Below are 16,820 nucleotides of genomic sequence, written 5' to 3'. Positions count from 1 at the left end.
ATAAGATCTGGTTATTTAAAATTTAAAATTATAAGAGACTGTAGGCACTGGTATCGAAAATATAGATGATTGATACGCTTTTACTTTACCTTGGTCATTTACAAAAAACACAGAATATGGATTGTTTCTACCTAACACATTATATACTGAAATATTCCAAAAACTGTGTGCTAGCTTTTTTAATTTATGACTTCCTTCAATATTAAAACCTACATCCAACCTGTAATAATCGGGTATTCTAAATTGGTTTCTATCACTATATAAAACTTGTTCGCTGCCCGCAAAATTATATTTTCCAATAGGGTAGGTTATTGGTCTACCGGTTTGGTATATAAAATTGGCAGAAAAACTGTATTTTTTTGTTAATTTGTAATTTAAAACCATACTAAAATCGTGAGGCTTATCGTAATTAGCAGGGAAATATTCGCCGTTATTAACTTGTTCTTGAGGAATTTCGTTTTGTAGTTTTAAAAGGGCTTTAGAGTAGCTATAACCTATCCAGCCGTTTAAATTACCATTCTCTTTCTTAATTAAAAATTCTACACCGTACGCTTTTCCTTCTCCTTGAAGCAATTCTTGTTCTATAGTTTCATTTAAAATTAATTCGGCACCCACTTTATAATCTAAAATATTGTTCATTTTTTTATAATAGCCTTCAACACTTACTTCTATAGCACTTTGGTCGAAATTTTTGTAAAGCCCAACAGAATATTGATAGGCTTCTTGTGGCTTCGTGTTTAAGTCTGATAGCTTCCACGTGTCTGTTGGAGAAATGGTAGTGTTATTGGATAGTAAATGTAAGTATTGAATGGTTTTATTAAAACTCGCTTTAACCGATAAGCTTGGGGTTAATAAGTAACGCATAGACAACCTAAATTCGGCGCCACCATAAGTCTCTATTGTTTCGTTATCGCCGTATTCTATAACCTCTGTGATGGTAGATTCATTTTTAGGCACATTGTCTTCGTAGACGTTTTGAGTGTTGGCTCCTAAAGCAGAGAAAACAGAATATCGTAATCCAACATCGAACAGTAATTTTTTATTGACTTCAAATTTATCTGAAAGGAAAACAGCCGATTCTAGGCCTCTTTCTTTATTTAATCGCTTAGACTCGATAATAGATTCGCTTCCTTTTGCACTTAAATTTCCAGGCTCAATTTGATATAGTTTAGTACTGGCACCATAGGTAAACTTATGTTTATCACTATGTAAGTATTTCATCTTTAATTTCAACTGTGTTTCATTAATTTTATAGTCAAAATCAAAGTTGCTATTAGAGCGTCCTTCATATTCAATTCCATATTTGTACTGACTATTTACGGCAATCACTTCGGCTTTGTGCTTATCGTTAAACGAATGGTTCCACTTAAGTGACGCTAAGGCATTATTATAGCTAAAAATGGAATCTGAGGTGATACTAAATCTATCTTTACTATAATATCCTGTGGCCTGAAATTTATTATTCTCATTTATTTTATGGTCATATTTTATTAGACCGTCGTAAAATGAAGCTTCACTATTTTTTAAAGATTCGTCATCTAAAGATTTAAGAATCCAATCAGAATAGGTTGCTCTAACTGCAGTCGTTAAAGATATTTTATCTTTTACAATTGGGGTTTGTAGACTTAAACTTCCCGTAACAGGGCCTATGGAGCCTTCTCCAGAAAATTTCTCATAATTGGGCTCCTTGGTTTTAATATCGAAAACAGAAGATAAACGCCCGCCATATTCGGCAGGAATACTCGCTTTATAAATATCTACAGATCCCGTTGCAAAGGGGTTTACGGCAGAAAAGAAACCTAAAAAATGCGACGGACTGTAAATAACAGCATCATCCAATAAAATTAGGTTTTGATCGGCACGACCGCCACGCACATTAAAACCAGCCGAACCTTCTCCGGCAGTTTTAATTCCAGGAAGCGTTGTGGCAATTTTTAAAATATCGCGCTCTCCTAATACTACAGGAATGTTTTTTAATCCCGCAATGTCAATTCTCGTAATCCCAACAATGGCTTCTTTTATATTATCATTTTTCTTGGAATCGATGACAACTTCATCAAGTTTTTCGGCAGCCTCAGAGACTTTAAAGTTAACGGTTCCATTTCCATAAACTAAAATATTTAAACGCTCTTCTTGATAACCAAACAATTTAGTTTCAATAGTATTTAGTCCAGAAGTAACAGTCGCAGAATATCGTCCGTTTTTATCTGTCGTAATTTGTCTATTTGTATTGGGAAATATAATAATTAATCCGTCAATAGGTTTACCTGTATTAGTATCTGTAACCCTGCCAGAGATTGTAAACTCTTGGCTATTTAAATTCACATTTTGTTTCCCAACGGTAATGACGTTTTTAGAGTCGTATTGATTAAAAAAAATAGCATCGTTTTTTGGGTAATACGATTGTTCTTTAGTTTTGAAGAAATCGTCGGGCAAGGTTTTATAAACGACGCTGTTATTAGTGAGAATTACTTTATTATCATACACTAAAAAATTAATGGACGACTGACTAAAAAGATCACTAAGGATAAATTGTACCGATTTGTTTTCGTAAGTTTTGGTTATTTTATTGGAGTCGAACCAACGGTCTACAAAATAAAATTTAAGGCTAGATTGTTCTTCTAATTGCGTTAAAGCCTCGACGGTGTTAGCGTTATTAAAAGAAACAGTTACGTATTCACTTTGAGCATTTAATAGGCAAATACTAAATAGAGCGAAATATAAAAGGATAGTTTTTTTCATTTAATACTTACTTATTAAGAGTTTTAAATTCTAAATTTTTAAAAAGACTAATAAAGAATTGCCCTTCATCTTTTTTAAATAATTTTTTATTGAACTTATAAAAAGATTTTATGTCTTTTTTGCGATTGGGGAGAATTTTATGGACTGTTCTATAAGAGCTTATAGGGTGTAACTCGTCATTATAAAAGAGATAAAATACATCGTCGGTTTTAAAAACGAAAACATATTTTTTATTGTCTAATTTTTTCGATACTTTCTTATCTCTTTTTATAAGAAATTTATAATGGTCAGAAGAGTACGCTATCTCTAGAAAACCTAAATCTGATACGTCATCTTTCAGAAGTGATTTACTATTTATAAAATGATGTTTATCAATTTGAAAATCCGTCACTTTATCTTTCACTAATTCAATATTAATATAACTTTTATCACCGGTTAACTTTGTTATTAACTGGTCTGTGGTTACATCGTATTTTAAATCTACTTCGTAAAACGGCTGATTGTTATAAGTTACATTGCCTTTGGTATAGTCCGTAAACTTGAAGAAATTAGTGTTACTAGGTATGGTTTTGTAAGTATTGTAATACCGTTTACCATTAAATAGACTCGTGTTTTCTAGTCCAACTATATTATCGAATAATACAATATTTTCTCTATTTGTAGTTACTTCTTGAGAAAACATAAAAAGGACACTCAGAAAAGAAAGGAGTGTCAGCAAAAGAGTTTTTAGCACCATAATATTTTTATATATAACGTAATATATAAAAATAATAAGAGTAACTCAATTATAAGGTGTAATTAAATTACTATTTCACTACCAATCGTTTTTTTAACCACTCTTTTAATTCGTAGAAGTTTTGTGGCGCAATACCGTGTCCTACAGGGAATTCATTGTAAGTATGCTTAATATTCAAACCTTTTAAAAATACAGGGTTTTGTCTAGCCCAATCCACAGGGATAACTTGGTCTACACTTCCGTGCGAACTATAAATATCTAAATGCGAGTACGCTTTTTTATCTTTTGCCGTGAATAAATCCTCGTTAATATAACCACTTAACGCCATTACATTTTTAATTTTTTCAGGGTAAGTTAACGCTACGGCATAACTTAAAATCGTGCCTTGGCTAAACCCTAATAAAGAGACATTATTTTTATTTACAGGATACGCTTCGGTTACTTCGTCTATAAATTTAGCTATTAAATCGCGAGACAAAATTGCTTGCTCATTATCGCTCCATTTTCCTTTATCGGCATCAAAATTAATAGCATACCAAGCATTTCCGTAAGGTTCCATAGGGTAGGGAGCACGCGCAGAAATAATGAGAAGTTCTTCTGGTAATTCTGAAGCAAAAGAAAACAAATCGTTTTCGTCGCTGCCGTAACCGTGAAGTAAAATTAATAGAGGTGCGTTTTCTTGTAATGAAGATTCGCGTACAACGTGGTGTAAAGATAAATTTGCCATATTATTTGCCAAGATTTGAAAAGAGTTTTTGATAAAAAGCGCCTATTAGTGGTACTTCTTGCATTTTTCCTGAAGCCGCCATAATAACGCCATAAAAAAATAGAATCCCAAATCCTACCCAGAAAGCAGTAGAAATCATCCAGCTATCAAATTGCCCAACAAAATATCCTAAAAGAAGGTACGTTACGCATAAGCCTAAGCCTTGACGGATGTGAAACGCCGCAAATTCATTTTTTTTGTCGTTATTTAAAACAAGCGCTATAATTGAGCCTATTATCGTTAAATAACTAATAATCGCCATTGTTTTACCTTGTTCGATGGTATCTGTGTCCATAACTTATAAACTGATTTTTTTATTTGAAATAATGCCGTACACCGAACCTTCTAAATTGGTGTTTAAAAACATACTATTTTTAGATTTCGAAACGATATGCTCTAAACCAAATGTGTATTTTGTATCGGGATTAAATAACGTGAAATTCGCTATTTCACCCTCGTTAATACTACTGTTTTCAAGACTAAAGCGCGTTTTTCCTTTTGTTAATAACGCTATAGTTTTTTTAGTAGTAAACAACGTTTGAAGCGCACCAAACGCACTTTCTAAACCAATTGTACCATACGCCGCGTGATCGAATTCTACTTTTTTATCTTCTATGGTAATGGGGTTGTGGTCGCTAGTAACCATATCTATAGTGCCGTCTTTAATTCCTTCTATTAAGGCATCGATATCTTGTTGTGTACGCAATGGCGGATTCACTTTGTAAGCCGTCTCAAACTCTTTTAAATGATTATCTGAAAACAATAAATTATGTATCGCTACACTACACGTTACATCCATTTTCTTTTTTTTAGCCTGACGTATTAAGTCTACCGATTCGGCAGTAGAAATGGTCGGGATGTGTAATTTTCCGTTGGTGTATTCTAAAATATATAAATCTCTCGTTACTTGTAAGGCCTCGGCCAAATTAGGATTTCCTTTTAAACCTAAAGAGGTACTCATTACATTCTCGTTCATTACACCGTTTCCCGAAATGCGTTTTTCTTGCGGAAAGGAACAGACTAAACCATTAAAATTACTAGCGTATTGTAAGGCTATTTTTAAAAGATTAGGATTGCTAATTGGCAATTTGTAATCTGAAAAGGCTACGGCTCCAGCAGTTCTCATATCGTAAAGCTCGGCCAAATCAACACTTTCACTATTCTTGGTTAATGCGCCAATAGGTAGTAAGGTGACAGCGCTATCTTGAGCTTTAGAATTAACAAAAAAGATAGCTGAATTAGAATCGATTACCGGATAGGTATTTGCTTGCATTGCCACCGCAGTAAACCCCGATTTTGCAGCCGTTTTTAATCCGTTTTCAATGGTTTCACGATCTTCGAATCCTGGTTCTCCAAAACAAACACTACTATCGAACCACCCTTGAGAAATATGTAAATTGTCTAAAGCAATTTCTTTGTAGTTGTTTGGGTTGTCCAGCTGTTGGCCAATTTTTGAAATGGAGCCTTTTTCGATTAAAATATCTTGTGAGCTGTTATGAAAATCACTTTTTGTGTCAATTATAAAGGCCGATTTTATAAGTAAATTCATTTAAAATATTTTAAGATAAGCATTTCGATAATTAAAAGTATGATTGCAAAAATAACAAACCATTTCCATAGTGCATTTATTTTGTAATCATTTTTTATAGTATTAAAAACAGAAGAAATATCATTTGAAACCGATACGCCATCTAATCCCCTTAAATCGTGATAGTTTAAAAGGCTCTCGTCTCGACTATAATTATAGCTCACGTTATTAAGTATTTCTGCTTTATTTTTTATGTTGTAAATACCAGAACGCTCGGGTGTTTCGTTGGTGGTAATAGAAACTTTATTATTAAAATAATGCTGTTGTGGAATAATGTTGTCTTCTGCATTCGCTAAACTTAAAATGCGGTCTTGCTGTAAAGTTGTGTTCACATCAAACGTGTTTTCTTGGCCAATAGTGTAGTACAAATTAGGGAGTTTCAAACTGCGTTTCGCAATGTTATAAAATGTCGGAACAATTAAATTGATAGACTGAAATGTTGTATTTTTTGTATTGAGCGCTGCTGTAAAGATATAACGATTATTTTGCTCTGATAAAAAGGGAGAACCATCTTCAAATTGAAGCACTTTTGAAGCCGCGTTTAACGACTGGTTGTAATAGGAATTTACTTTTGGGTATTGAAAATTACTTATTTCCTTTTCAAAGACACCATTATTATAAATAGGATGAGAATAGTTAATGGTTGTGAGCCGTTTTTCTGAGGAAATGGGATCGCTAAATGTATTTAAGTTATTGTTTAATAAAAACGAGTTATAGTTTTGTAAATCAATATCTTTATTGGGTATAATAATTAAATTACCGCCATTATTTGTAAACGATTTCAACGCGGTATTTAAGGCGCTTGGTATTCGCGATAGTTCGTTTAAAACAATAAGATTTTGATTGGAAATAAAACTGTAATTTAAATCGTTTATAGTGGAAGAAGTGTAGTTAAATTCAGCATTAGTATAGATCCGTTTTAAGAAAGAATCATCAGCTTCATTTATACTTAAAACGTTAATGGTTTGTGGCGAATTTATATTAAAAAACAGACTATTATCAAATTGTAAATTGGTAGCGCTAATGGTTACTTTTCCGTTGATAACAGTGTTATTTGGAATCGTGAAAACAGTCGTGACTTTATCTTTAAAACTAACGGTAGATTTTGCTAATAACTTATCATTATTAAATAGCGAGACGGGTAAATTAGTAACCGATTCACCATTATTTTTTAAGAATACTGTCAATTCTAAATAGGTTGCAGTTTGCTTAGTTATGGCTAGCGAATCGAGAACAGTATTATTAATATTAACAGGTTTTAATTGCACTAAATGTGTCGAAAAGGTACTGTCTCTAGGTAGCGATAACGGTTTCCCTTTATTCTGAAAATCGCTAATAAACACTAAGTTTTTAATGGTGTTATTACCGTTAGAGAAGTGTTTTCCGCTTTTTAGAAAGGCAGCGTCATAATCCAGTTGCGTTGTCGCATAATCTATAGTTAGAATGGCGTTGGTAATACTTTTTATTGTGGTCGTCCTAAACGTGTCGTCGTTTGTTATTAAAGATAAGGTCTCGTTTTCGGGGAAAGAGGAGATTAGGTCTTGAGCTGCACGTTTTAAGAGTTCGCCTTGATCCCCTTTAATTTGCATACTAAAGGAATTGTCTAGAAAAACAACGGTTTCTCTCTGTGCATTACTGGTATTGTTTTGTGACGTAAACGGTTGCGCAAAAGCGATGATAATTACAGCGAGTAACCCCATTCGTGTCAATAAAATCAGCCATTTTTTAATTTGTGAACTTTTACGCGTTTGTAGCTGTACTTTTTTTAAAAAGGCGACGTTAGTAAATGCTTCTTTTCTAAATTTACGTAACTGAAATAAATGAACAATAATAGGGATTAGCAGTAAGAATAGGGCGTAAAGGAGTTCTGGGTTTTTAAACTGCATGGCTAATTGGGATTAAACAAATATAGAAAATGAATTGTAATTTAGACGGCCTTTAGCAAAAGAAAAAATAATCTTGCATAGATTGTTTATCGTTACTTTCGAAATAGTTTTTAATTTGAGATTGCGCTTCAGGATTTGCAACACTTACAATACATTGTGGATGCTCTAAAGTCGCAATACTCCCGACTGCTTTCATTTCTTGATTGTAAATATGCTTACCAATTTTTTTAGGGTTGTTACACACCCAGTAAAAAGGTATGTTTAAAGTAATAAGTCGTTTGGCAATTGTTTTTCCTTTTTTTCCTGCTCCCCAAACCACTAGCGGTCGGGAGATATCCTTATTTAATTTCAAAAAATAATGTAGTTTTAGGTCTATAAAACTATTTTGTGCGTAATGGGGATTGGTTCTTGAGGCTCGTGTGGTGTAATCGCGCCAATAATGTAGCACGTTTTCGCAAGGAATTACTTTATATCCCGCGTCATAAAACCGAAATGTTAAATCGTAATCTTCAGGGTAACGCGAGGTATTAAAGGCATTTACGGCTTCTAAATCTTTTTTGTAAACCATCCAACACGGGGAAGGGATAACGCACTCTTTATAGATTTCAGAATAATTGTTTCCTGTTATTGTTAATTTGTTTAACCAGTTTTCATAATGGCGGTAGCCATCGCTAATGCCTTCTTCAGAAAAATAATGGACTAAGCCCGTCGCTACGTGGTATCTTCCGTGTGTTATAAGATTTTTAGCTAATGTTTCAATTTTAGAAGTATGCATAATATCGTCGCTATCCATTCGGGTGATGAGTTTTCCCTCAGAATAAGAAAAAGCTAATTGTAACGCCGAAATAATTCCGAAGCCTTCATTTTTTAAAAGTGTAATTCTAGAATCAGCATCTGCAACGCTTTTTACCAAGTTGTAGCTATTATCTGTAGAATGGTCGTCGACAATTATAAGTTCCCAATGCGTATAGGTTTGGTTTAAAAGAGACGCTAAACATTCGGTTAAGTAGTGTTCCGTGTTTTTAAACGGAATGAGGATACTGACTAATGAGTTTTGCATAAGCGAATTTAAGGAAACAATTTTTAACAAAATGTTAAGTAATAAGCGTGTAACATAATTTATTTTTGAGCGTCTTACCGCGTTAAGACATCAACTTAAATAAAAAACAATGAAGAAAATTGTATTGACCACAGTAGCCATTAGTATGCTATTAGTTGGTTGTAACACAGCAAAAACAGCTAAGGCAACCGGAAACGATTTGGCGGTAACAAACCCCATTGAAACGGCTCTAGACCTTACAAAAGTAGAAAACGACAAGGTGCCTGTAAGTATTAACCCGGGGCGTTTTACAGCAGAAACGGTAACCTATAGATTACCAAGAGTGGTGCAAGGGACGTACTCTGTTAGTGATTTCGGAAAATATATAGACGATTTTAAAGCCTTAGATTATAATGGGAATGTGTTGCCCTCTAATAAGTTGGATACTAATACTTGGACCATTACAAATGCATCCCAATTAGACAAAATTGAATACTATGTTAACGATACTTTCGATGTGGAAAGTGTTGGCGGTATTGGAGGCGAACAGCCTTTTTCTCCAGCAGGAACAAATATTGAAGAAACAAACTACGTGTTAAATTTACACGGGTTTATTGGGTACTTCGATGCTTTAAAGAATGCGCAATATAATTTAGAAGTTACAGCACCAAGTTCCTTTTTACGTACGTCTGCTTTGCAAGAAACGGGTTCTAAAATGAGTGAAGATGGTAACATTACAACATCAACTTATTTTGCACCTCGTTATTTTGATATTACTGATAATCCTATGTTTTATGGGGAATTAGATGTTGAAGAATTTCAGGTGGGCGATATTAAAATCGTATTGAGTGTCTATTCTCCAAACAAAAAATATTCTGCAAGTCAGCTAAAGGAGGTGATGCAAAAAATGATGCAAGCTCAAAAAGCGTACTTAGGAGCTGTAAATAGTACACCGCGTTACGATATTTACTTATACCTTTCTGATGGTGCAGAAACGTCACCAAAAGGTTTCGGTGCTTTAGAACACCACACATCTACGGTAGTTGTTATGCCAGAATCGATGCCAGAAGCAGCGCTTTACGAAAGTATGATTGATGTTGTTTCTCACGAATTTTTCCATATTGTAACGCCTTTAAGTGTGCACTCTGAAGATGTTCATTATTTTGATTACAACTCACCAAGTTTTTCTAAGCATTTATGGATGTATGAAGGGGTAACAGAATATTTTGCAACGTTATTTCAAGTCGATCAAGGTTTAGGCTCTGAAGAAGAGTTTTACGATAAAATAATGGGTAAAATCCAAACGGCTTCTGCAATGGATGATACTATGAGTTTTACAGTAATGAGTGAAAATGTTTTAGATGAACCGTATGCAGCACAATATCTTAACGTATACCAAAAAGGTGCCTTAATAGGAATGTCTATAGATATCATAATGCGTGAAGAAAGTAATGGTAATAGAGGAATTTTATCTTTAATGAAGGAATTATCTTTAAAATACGGAAAAAACAAACCGTTTGAAGACGATAATTTATTTGCTGAAATTACAGCAATGACATACCCATCGATAGGGGACTTTTTAACAACACACGTTTCAGGAACAACGCCAATAGATTACCCTGCACTTTTTGCAAAGGTAGGATTAGAGGTTGCTGAATCTAAAGTAAAAACAAACTATATTCAAAATAATGGTGCGTTTATCTTTAAACCAGATATGGCTAAAGGAACAATTGCTTTCTCTGAAGCTGTAAAAAACAACAGTTTTTGGGCTGAAAATGGTGTGTTACCAGGTGATGTTATTAAAACAATTGACGGTGAAGAATTAACTTTAGCGACTGCACAAAATATATTTTCTAAAGCCTTTGTATGGCAACCAGGAACGGCAATAGATGTTAAATTAGATCGCGACGGTACAGAAGTGGTTGTAAAAACGACCTTAACACAATCGTATACTTTAGGACAAAGTTTAAAAGAAATGCCTAAGGCAACTCAAGCTCAAAAAGACTTACGTCAAGCTTGGTTAAAAGGATAATATATATAGCATATTTAAAAAGCCAGATGAATTATCATCTGGCTTTTTTTATATCCAAAAATAGGGAGGTTTTAATTATATTGCAATCGTAAAATAAAACGTGGTGCCTTTACCCAATTCTGATTCTAATTTAATTTTACCGCCCAAATTATTGATTAGTTTTTGAACTGTCGACAAACCAATACCGTGTCCTTTATTTCCGTTTCTATCCAAGTTTCCAACGGTAGAAAACAAGTTAAAAATCTCTTTCTGCTTGTCTTTAGGAATGCCTATTCCATTATCTGAAATCTTAAATTCTAATTGACTTTTTCGTTTTTTACATGCGATATCAATAATAACTTTTTCCTTATCATTATACTTTAAACTATTTCCTATAAGATTAAGAAAAATCTGTTCTAAAGCCGCGCGATTGCAATAAAGCTCTTCGTTTATCTCAGGAAAATTAATTTCGCAATCGATATTTATATTTAATAAATCGACAATCTCTTCGAGTAGTAAATGTAAATCGAAACTTTCTCTTACATTATCTAGTTTATCACTTTCATAATGATTAAGAAGCCCAGAAATATAGTCGCTAAGCGTAAAGGAAGATTGTTTTAAATAATCTAAATATTCAATACCTTTGGCGTCTAAAACAGTATTGTATTTCTTTCTTAAAATATCTGTAGTCACAATCATATTTGCTAATGGCATTTTCATATCGTGAGAGACGTGACCAGCAAAATTCTTTAAATTTTCATTCTGAATGTGTAATTCTTCTTTTGTTTCACGTAATTGAATATTACGTTTTCTAAGCTCGAATAAGTTAACTACCTGTTTGGCCATCGCAATTAGCACCTGCTTTTGTAAAGCGGTAAGTTTGCGTGGTTTCGTATCGAAAACGCATAACGTTCCTAAGGGTAAACCATCAGGATTTATTAACGATACTCCAGCATAAAAAATGGCGTTATGTTCTTTAACAATGGGATTATCATGAAAACGCTCGTCTTTTCTTGAGTCTTCAATAATAAAAATATCGTCTTCACACATTATCGCGTGGCCACAAAATGATAAATCTCGTGGTGCTTCATTAAAAGGAAAACCATAATGCGATTTTAGAAAATTTCTATCAACATCCAGTAACGTAATAAGCGAAATAGGAATATTAAATATTGCCGCTATTATAGAAGTAATATTGTCAAAATCGCTTTCTGGTAGGGTGTCTATTAGTTTATATTCGTAAACAGCAGCCAATCTTGCCGACTCGTTACTGGGTATTTTTGGTGCTATCACGGAATTATGTTAAAATTAAGTTAAACAAAAATATAAAAAATTAAGATAATAATCATATAAAAATAAAAGATTCAGTATTTCGAAGTCTATAATTATTAAAAACCCTCAAAAACGCCCAAACCAAATAACGCATAATCGTATTTAACCGGATCGTTTGGATCCAATTGATATAAGGCGTCATCTAATTCCTTTACCGCTTTTCCATCGTTTTGTTTTCGCTTTAATAACCCTATTTTACGTGCTACATTACCAGAATGCACATCTAAAGGACACGATAATTTACTAGGCGAAATGTGTTTCCAAAGGCCAAAATCAACGCCCGTATTATCGTCTCTTACCATCCAGCGTAAAAACATATTTATGCGTTTTGCGGCCGAATTCTTAAAAGGATCACTAATATGTTTCTGGGTGCGCTGTAAATGTTCTATTTCGAAAAAAGCGGATTTAAAATGGTGAATGGAAGCTTGTAAACCTTCCGTATTAGCGTGTTTAGAAAATACAGCTTCTAACCCGTTGTGGTTTTTATAAATATGTTGTAACCCTTGTATAAACGTGGCGAAATCGTATCCGTTAAACGTTCTATGTACAAAGTTCTCAAGTTTTATTAAATCGGTTTCTTCGTGATTTATAACAAAATCATAGGGCGAATGCTCCAATAATTCCATCATCTTGTTAGCGTTATTGATAATACTTTTTCGATTTCCCCAAGCTATGGTAGCGCTTAAAAAACCAGCAATTTCAATATCTTCTTTTATAGAAAACTGGTGCGGAATCTGAATAGGATCCGAAGCAATAAAACTAGGATTATTGTATAATTCCACTTTGGTATCTAAAAATTCTTTGAGTTCTGCTGTAGTCATTTTTGTTAGTGTTTAGAATAGCCACTTGTTATTCGCTATAAAAGATGAATTGCTGACTTTTAACTGTAAAATCCTTTTTAAGACTCTAAAAATAATAAACTTGGTATTATTAAAGAGGCATTAAATAATGCGTGTAAAACCATAGCGTAAACTAAGCCTATTTTTACGCGTAAAAACCCGAGTAAAACTCCCAAAACAAGTTGTGGAGCTACTAAAATAGGAGAGAAGATTAAGATCTTAAGCGTGAGGTCGTAATTAAAAATATGTATAAATCCAAACAGTAAAGTAAACGCATAAAAGGCCGTTTTAAAAAAAGTTTTATTTTTACAAAATAAGGTAATGGGAGCACGAAAGAGCAGCTCTTCTAAAACAGGCGCAACAATGGCAACCAACAATAAAATAACTGGTGGAGAGTAGTCTTTAAAAAGTTCGGTGGTGGCGTGCTGGTCCATGCTGAAAACGCTAAAATTTTCTAGAATACTAATTAAAATAGATAGAAAAAATGAAATGGCAAAAGCTAAAACTAACGTTTTTAATACGAGTTTTAATTTCTCAGTGATAGAGAGTTCTAAGGCATTACATGTTGGATTTTTTAAATAGCTAGTAATTGTTTTTAAAAGTATCGTCATATTTACTGGTCCATAATCTTACCGTCCACCATTGTTAATTTTCTGTCGGCAAGATTGGCTAAATCTTCATTGTGTGTAACAATGACAAAGGTTTGTCCGTATTCATCTCTCAATTTAAAAAATAAATTGTGTAAATTTTCGGCACTTTCGCTGTCTAAATTCCCCGAAGGTTCATCGGCAAAAATAAGTTCTGGATTGTTAACCAAAGCGCGTGCAACGGCAACCCGCTGTTGTTCTCCTCCAGATAATTCGTTGGGTTTATGGTCGTATCGATGCGATAAACCTAAGAAGTCTAACAGCTCTTGGGCTTTTTTTATAGCGTCGGCTTTTGGTGTTTTTTTTATAAATGCAGGAATACAAACGTTTTCTAAGGCTGTAAATTCTGGCAATAATTGATGAAATTGAAAGATAAAACCAATATGTTGATTTCTAAATTTAGCGAGATTTTTTTCGGATAAATCAGGAATCGACGTACCGTTAATAAGTAAAGAACCCGTGTCTTTTTTAGAAATATGATCTAAAGTGCCTAAAATTTGAAGTAGCGTTGTTTTTCCTGCTCCCGAAGCGCCAACAATCGAAACTACTTCGCCTTTTTTAACATGTATGTTAACGCCTTTTAAAACGTGAAGGTCGTCGTAGTATTTATGGATATTTTCTGCTTTAATCATAGATAAAATTTAAAGCCTCAAAGTACTGCTTTCGCTTAAAAGGCACAACAATTATATGGTTTTAGATTTCTTTTTTAAAAGGGTCTTTATCGCATTGTAATCGATAAAATACACTAATTTCAACGATACGGTATTTCGCTTATTTTCATCAAACAATTTTCCTAAACTTTCAAAATAATCATCTTGTGAAGCTTCTGATAAATTGAATATAGAATTGCGATACAGTGCTGTTAAACGGCTACCCGGTGCAAATTGCCAGCTATAACTTAAATCTAAATTCCACGTATTGAAATTTATATCGGGGTCGTAACCAATAGACTCTTTCGTATAGGCCGGATTTTCTTGTAAACGGCCAGTATCTTGTAAGTTATATAATTGGTTTTCATAAGTAACTGTTCCTAAATAATTTCTAAAGCTTAAAGTAATCGCGTTAAAAGAATTAAAATTATAATTTCCAGAAATAGTGGTTTCAATATCGACGCGATCTCGCTGACCAAAGATTATATTACCATCTGCTTTAGTAACATAACCGCGATCGTTTGTGTAATCGTCAAATTCAAAGTCTAAAACCAACAGAAATTTATCGTTAAATTTAAATCGTGGGCCCACAGAAAACCAATAATTGTTAAACCCATATCGGTCTGCGTTGAATTGTTTGGCATAACCCGCGCTAGCATCTATAGAAAAGAACGTGTTGTAATTAGAAGAAATCCAGAAGTTGCTTTGCGCATAATTTTCGGTTAAAAAGAAACTGTCGAACCCATTTCTAGGTTCGAAAAAATCGTATTGTTTACCTATATTCCAATTAAAATTCATTCCAAAGCTGTGTAGAGTTTTAGTGGTAGCGTTAAACTCAGCGCCTACATTTGCGCCAGTGTAGGTAAGTGGCGCGCTTAAATTATTATAATTACCAGAAACACCAATATACAAATTGTTTAAAGTTTCTGTGGGTTCAAAAATACGGTACGATGCATTGGCAGAAAAGTTACTGTAATTATTTCGGTTTAAAATACCCAAATCATTTATATCGAAATCTTTATCGGCATAATTATGCGAAACATTAAAACGGTACTCGCCACTTGTTTTTCCAAACCCTAAGTACGAACTATATCCCTTTTTATTACCGTCGACATCGTTAAGAAGACTCATTTTGGCTTCTCCAACCACACCATACGTGTTGCTTTTATTTATTAAATCTAAGAGTAACGCCGTAACATTTGCGTCTCTAAAATCACCATTTCTAGTCACATTAGTATTAATTATGGTTGCTGAGGAGTTTTTATTAAATTGTTGATCTAACACCATTATATTATAATTGGCCAAAGGTTCAATGACTTGTTTGCGTTTAGATTGAATGGTTTCTTCGAGGTTTGACTGCGGATTTATTTTAGTTTCAGACGTATTAATAGTTACCGATGTTTTCTTTGTGATGGCATTAAAAAAACCAATTCCTAAACCTTTTTTTGTTCTTCCAGACACTTTAACGGCGTTTAGAAGTTGAATTTTCTCAGGATATTCCGCAATGTCCTCATTCTCGTCAATATCTGGATATACCGAAGGGTTTCTTCCTATGCGTCGCGAATAGAACAAATCACCCTTATTAAATAAATCGACACCTTCAGTAAAAAACTGGCGTTGCTCTGAAAATTGTTGTTCAAAAGGGCCAAGATTTAATTGCACATTATCAAAACCAGCCTGACTAAAATCAGGTATTAAAGTAGCATCCAACGTTATGTTTTCTGTAATACCATATTTTACGTCCAATCCGACAGCAAAATCGGTGTCCGTTTCCCCATCAAATTGCGAGACCAGAGAAGACGCGTAGGGGTAAAAACTTAATCGCGTTGGCGGATCTATATTCTGTATACCTACTAGTTCACCATTGTACAACCCGATGCTGCTACCTGTGGTAATATCTATGGGATTCCAAGTCGATTGCTCGCTTGTTTTTTTAAAATGTCTATGAAACTGAATACCCCAAGTTGGGTTTTCTTGCTTTGTAAAACGGAGACAGCGGTATGGTATTTTTATTTCAACAATCCAACCATTGGGCATCACGCTAACGGCACTTTCCCAAACAGCATTCCAACCAAAATCTTCACCTATATTTGGCCTTTCAACAGCATCGGCTTGATTTCCTGTAGGAAACACAAAAAACTCGGTGTTATTCTGAGCATCGTTATTAGGATTAAAAACGACTCCGAAAAAATCATTTTGACCAAAATTATCGCGCTGATTAAATTGACGCATCATATCTTCTGGCACATCGTACAAATACGCCGAAATATAAATTCCTGTATTATCGTACGCCATTTTTACCTCTGTGCGTTTATTTTCAGGATCCGGTTTTCCTAACGTTGGTTTAAACTGTATAAAATCTGATGCTATTTGAGCATTTTGCCAAATATTATCGCTTAAAATACCATCAATTTTAGGCGCAATACTTGCTCGAGTTATCGTATATTTCTTCTTTGCCTGCGCCGTAGTGGGCACATTAAAAAGTAAAATAAGTAATAAGAGTAGGGGGTGTTTCATTAATGAAATGGTTAGCGTTAGTTTACGTTTAACTTTAGTATAGACGAGTTTTAATTTCAATTGTTAC

Annotated in this window: 13 protein-coding genes; 1 reads left to right on the top strand and 12 read right to left on the bottom strand. The window is 33.8% G+C overall.

Translation table 11 applies throughout. The features are described 5' to 3' along the window. Positions 1-15: 15 nt before the first annotated feature. From ES677_RS09595 to ES677_RS09565, 7 genes are all read right to left on the bottom strand, one after another. Entirely contained in the window at positions 16-2,742 is a 2,727-nt protein-coding gene (locus ES677_RS09595; RefSeq protein ID WP_148381123.1) for a TonB-dependent receptor, read from the bottom strand. Positions 2,743-2,749: 7 nt separating this feature from the next. After that, positions 2,750-3,460: a hypothetical protein gene (locus ES677_RS09590; protein WP_148381122.1), complete on the bottom strand. Its 711-nt coding sequence runs from the start codon at positions 3,458-3,460 to the stop codon at positions 2,750-2,752. An 88-nt stretch (positions 3,461-3,548) separates the two neighbouring features. Next, positions 3,549-4,205 carry an alpha/beta hydrolase gene (locus ES677_RS09585; RefSeq protein WP_148381121.1) on the bottom strand — a complete coding sequence of 219 codons (657 nt, stop codon included), beginning with the start codon at positions 4,203-4,205 and terminating at the stop codon, positions 3,549-3,551. A 1-nt stretch (position 4,206) separates the two neighbouring features. Then, on the bottom strand, positions 4,207-4,539 hold the full coding sequence (locus ES677_RS09580) for a DUF4870 domain-containing protein (RefSeq protein WP_148369118.1): 333 nt from the start codon (positions 4,537-4,539) through the stop codon (positions 4,207-4,209). 3 nt (positions 4,540-4,542) lie between these two features. Further along, positions 4,543-5,793 (bottom strand): dihydroorotase, encoded by a 1,251-nt coding sequence (locus tag ES677_RS09575; RefSeq protein WP_148381120.1) that lies wholly within the window; start codon positions 5,791-5,793, stop codon positions 4,543-4,545. Next, positions 5,790-7,718 carry a vWA domain-containing protein gene (locus ES677_RS09570; protein ID WP_148381119.1) on the bottom strand — a complete coding sequence of 643 codons (1,929 nt, stop codon included), beginning with the start codon at positions 7,716-7,718 and terminating at the stop codon, positions 5,790-5,792. The genes ES677_RS09575 and ES677_RS09570 overlap by 4 nt, the downstream gene beginning before the upstream one ends. Before the next feature lie 52 nt (positions 7,719-7,770). Continuing rightward, positions 7,771-8,778, bottom strand: a complete 1,008-nt coding sequence (locus tag ES677_RS09565; RefSeq protein ID WP_148381118.1) for a glycosyltransferase family 2 protein — start codon at positions 8,776-8,778, stop codon at positions 7,771-7,773. 109 nt (positions 8,779-8,887) lie between these two features. Here ES677_RS09565 and ES677_RS09560 point away from each other — a divergent pair, with 109 nt between their 5' ends. Continuing rightward, entirely contained in the window at positions 8,888-10,789 is a 1,902-nt protein-coding gene (locus ES677_RS09560) for a M61 family metallopeptidase (protein ID WP_148381117.1), read from the top strand. A gap of 75 nt (positions 10,790-10,864) precedes the next feature. On the opposite strand, the gene ES677_RS09555 is transcribed toward ES677_RS09560, so the two are convergent. The 5 genes from ES677_RS09555 to ES677_RS09535 all read right to left on the bottom strand — a co-directional run bounded on the left by ES677_RS09555 (position 10,865) and on the right by ES677_RS09535 (position 16,813). Next, positions 10,865-12,061 (bottom strand): sensor histidine kinase, encoded by a 1,197-nt coding sequence (locus ES677_RS09555; protein WP_148369108.1) that lies wholly within the window; start codon positions 12,059-12,061, stop codon positions 10,865-10,867. A gap of 95 nt (positions 12,062-12,156) precedes the next feature. After that, the gene (locus tag ES677_RS09550; RefSeq protein WP_148381116.1) at positions 12,157-12,921 is read right to left on the bottom strand and encodes a TIGR02757 family protein; all 765 of its coding nucleotides are present in this window, start codon (positions 12,919-12,921) and stop codon (positions 12,157-12,159) included. 77 nt (positions 12,922-12,998) lie between these two features. Then, a complete protein-coding gene (locus ES677_RS09545; protein WP_148369104.1) occupies positions 12,999-13,550 on the bottom strand; it encodes a CPBP family glutamic-type intramembrane protease in 552 nt (183 codons plus the stop codon). 2 nt (positions 13,551-13,552) lie between these two features. After that, positions 13,553-14,218, bottom strand: a complete 666-nt coding sequence (locus ES677_RS09540; RefSeq protein ID WP_148369102.1) for an ABC transporter ATP-binding protein — start codon at positions 14,216-14,218, stop codon at positions 13,553-13,555. Positions 14,219-14,269: 51 nt separating this feature from the next. Next, entirely contained in the window at positions 14,270-16,813 is a 2,544-nt protein-coding gene (locus ES677_RS09535; RefSeq protein WP_317130610.1) for a DUF5916 domain-containing protein, read from the bottom strand. Positions 16,814-16,820 lie beyond the last annotated feature (7 nt).

The sequence above is a fragment of the Bizionia gelidisalsuginis genome, assembly GCF_008086185.1.
Lineage (GTDB): Bacteria > Bacteroidota > Bacteroidia > Flavobacteriales > Flavobacteriaceae > Bizionia > Bizionia saleffrena.
Note: the sequence above shows the minus strand (reverse complement) of the source record. Positions and strands in the feature narration are given on the sequence as shown.

Bases quoted from the DNA above. Each gene is read 5' to 3' on its own strand.
- ES677_RS09585 (WP_148381121.1), bottom strand. From the start codon at position 4,205: ATGGCAAATTTATCTTTACACCACGTTGTACGCGAATCTTCATTACAA.
- ES677_RS09550 (WP_148381116.1), bottom strand. From the start codon at position 12,921: ATGACTACAGCAGAACTCAAAGAATTTTTAGATACCAAAGTGGAATTA.
- ES677_RS09595 (WP_148381123.1), bottom strand. From the start codon at position 2,742: ATGAAAAAAACTATCCTTTTATATTTCGCTCTATTTAGTATTTGCCTA.
- ES677_RS09580 (WP_148369118.1), bottom strand. From the start codon at position 4,539: ATGGACACAGATACCATCGAACAAGGTAAAACAATGGCGATTATTAGT.
- ES677_RS09545 (WP_148369104.1), bottom strand. From the start codon at position 13,550: ATGACGATACTTTTAAAAACAATTACTAGCTATTTAAAAAATCCAACA.
- ES677_RS09560 (WP_148381117.1), top strand. From the start codon at position 8,888: ATGAAGAAAATTGTATTGACCACAGTAGCCATTAGTATGCTATTAGTT.
- ES677_RS09540 (WP_148369102.1), bottom strand. From the start codon at position 14,218: ATGATTAAAGCAGAAAATATCCATAAATACTACGACGACCTTCACGTT.
- ES677_RS09570 (WP_148381119.1), bottom strand. From the start codon at position 7,718: ATGCAGTTTAAAAACCCAGAACTCCTTTACGCCCTATTCTTACTGCTA.
- ES677_RS09565 (WP_148381118.1), bottom strand. From the start codon at position 8,778: ATGCAAAACTCATTAGTCAGTATCCTCATTCCGTTTAAAAACACGGAA.
- ES677_RS09575 (WP_148381120.1), bottom strand. From the start codon at position 5,793: ATGAATTTACTTATAAAATCGGCCTTTATAATTGACACAAAAAGTGAT.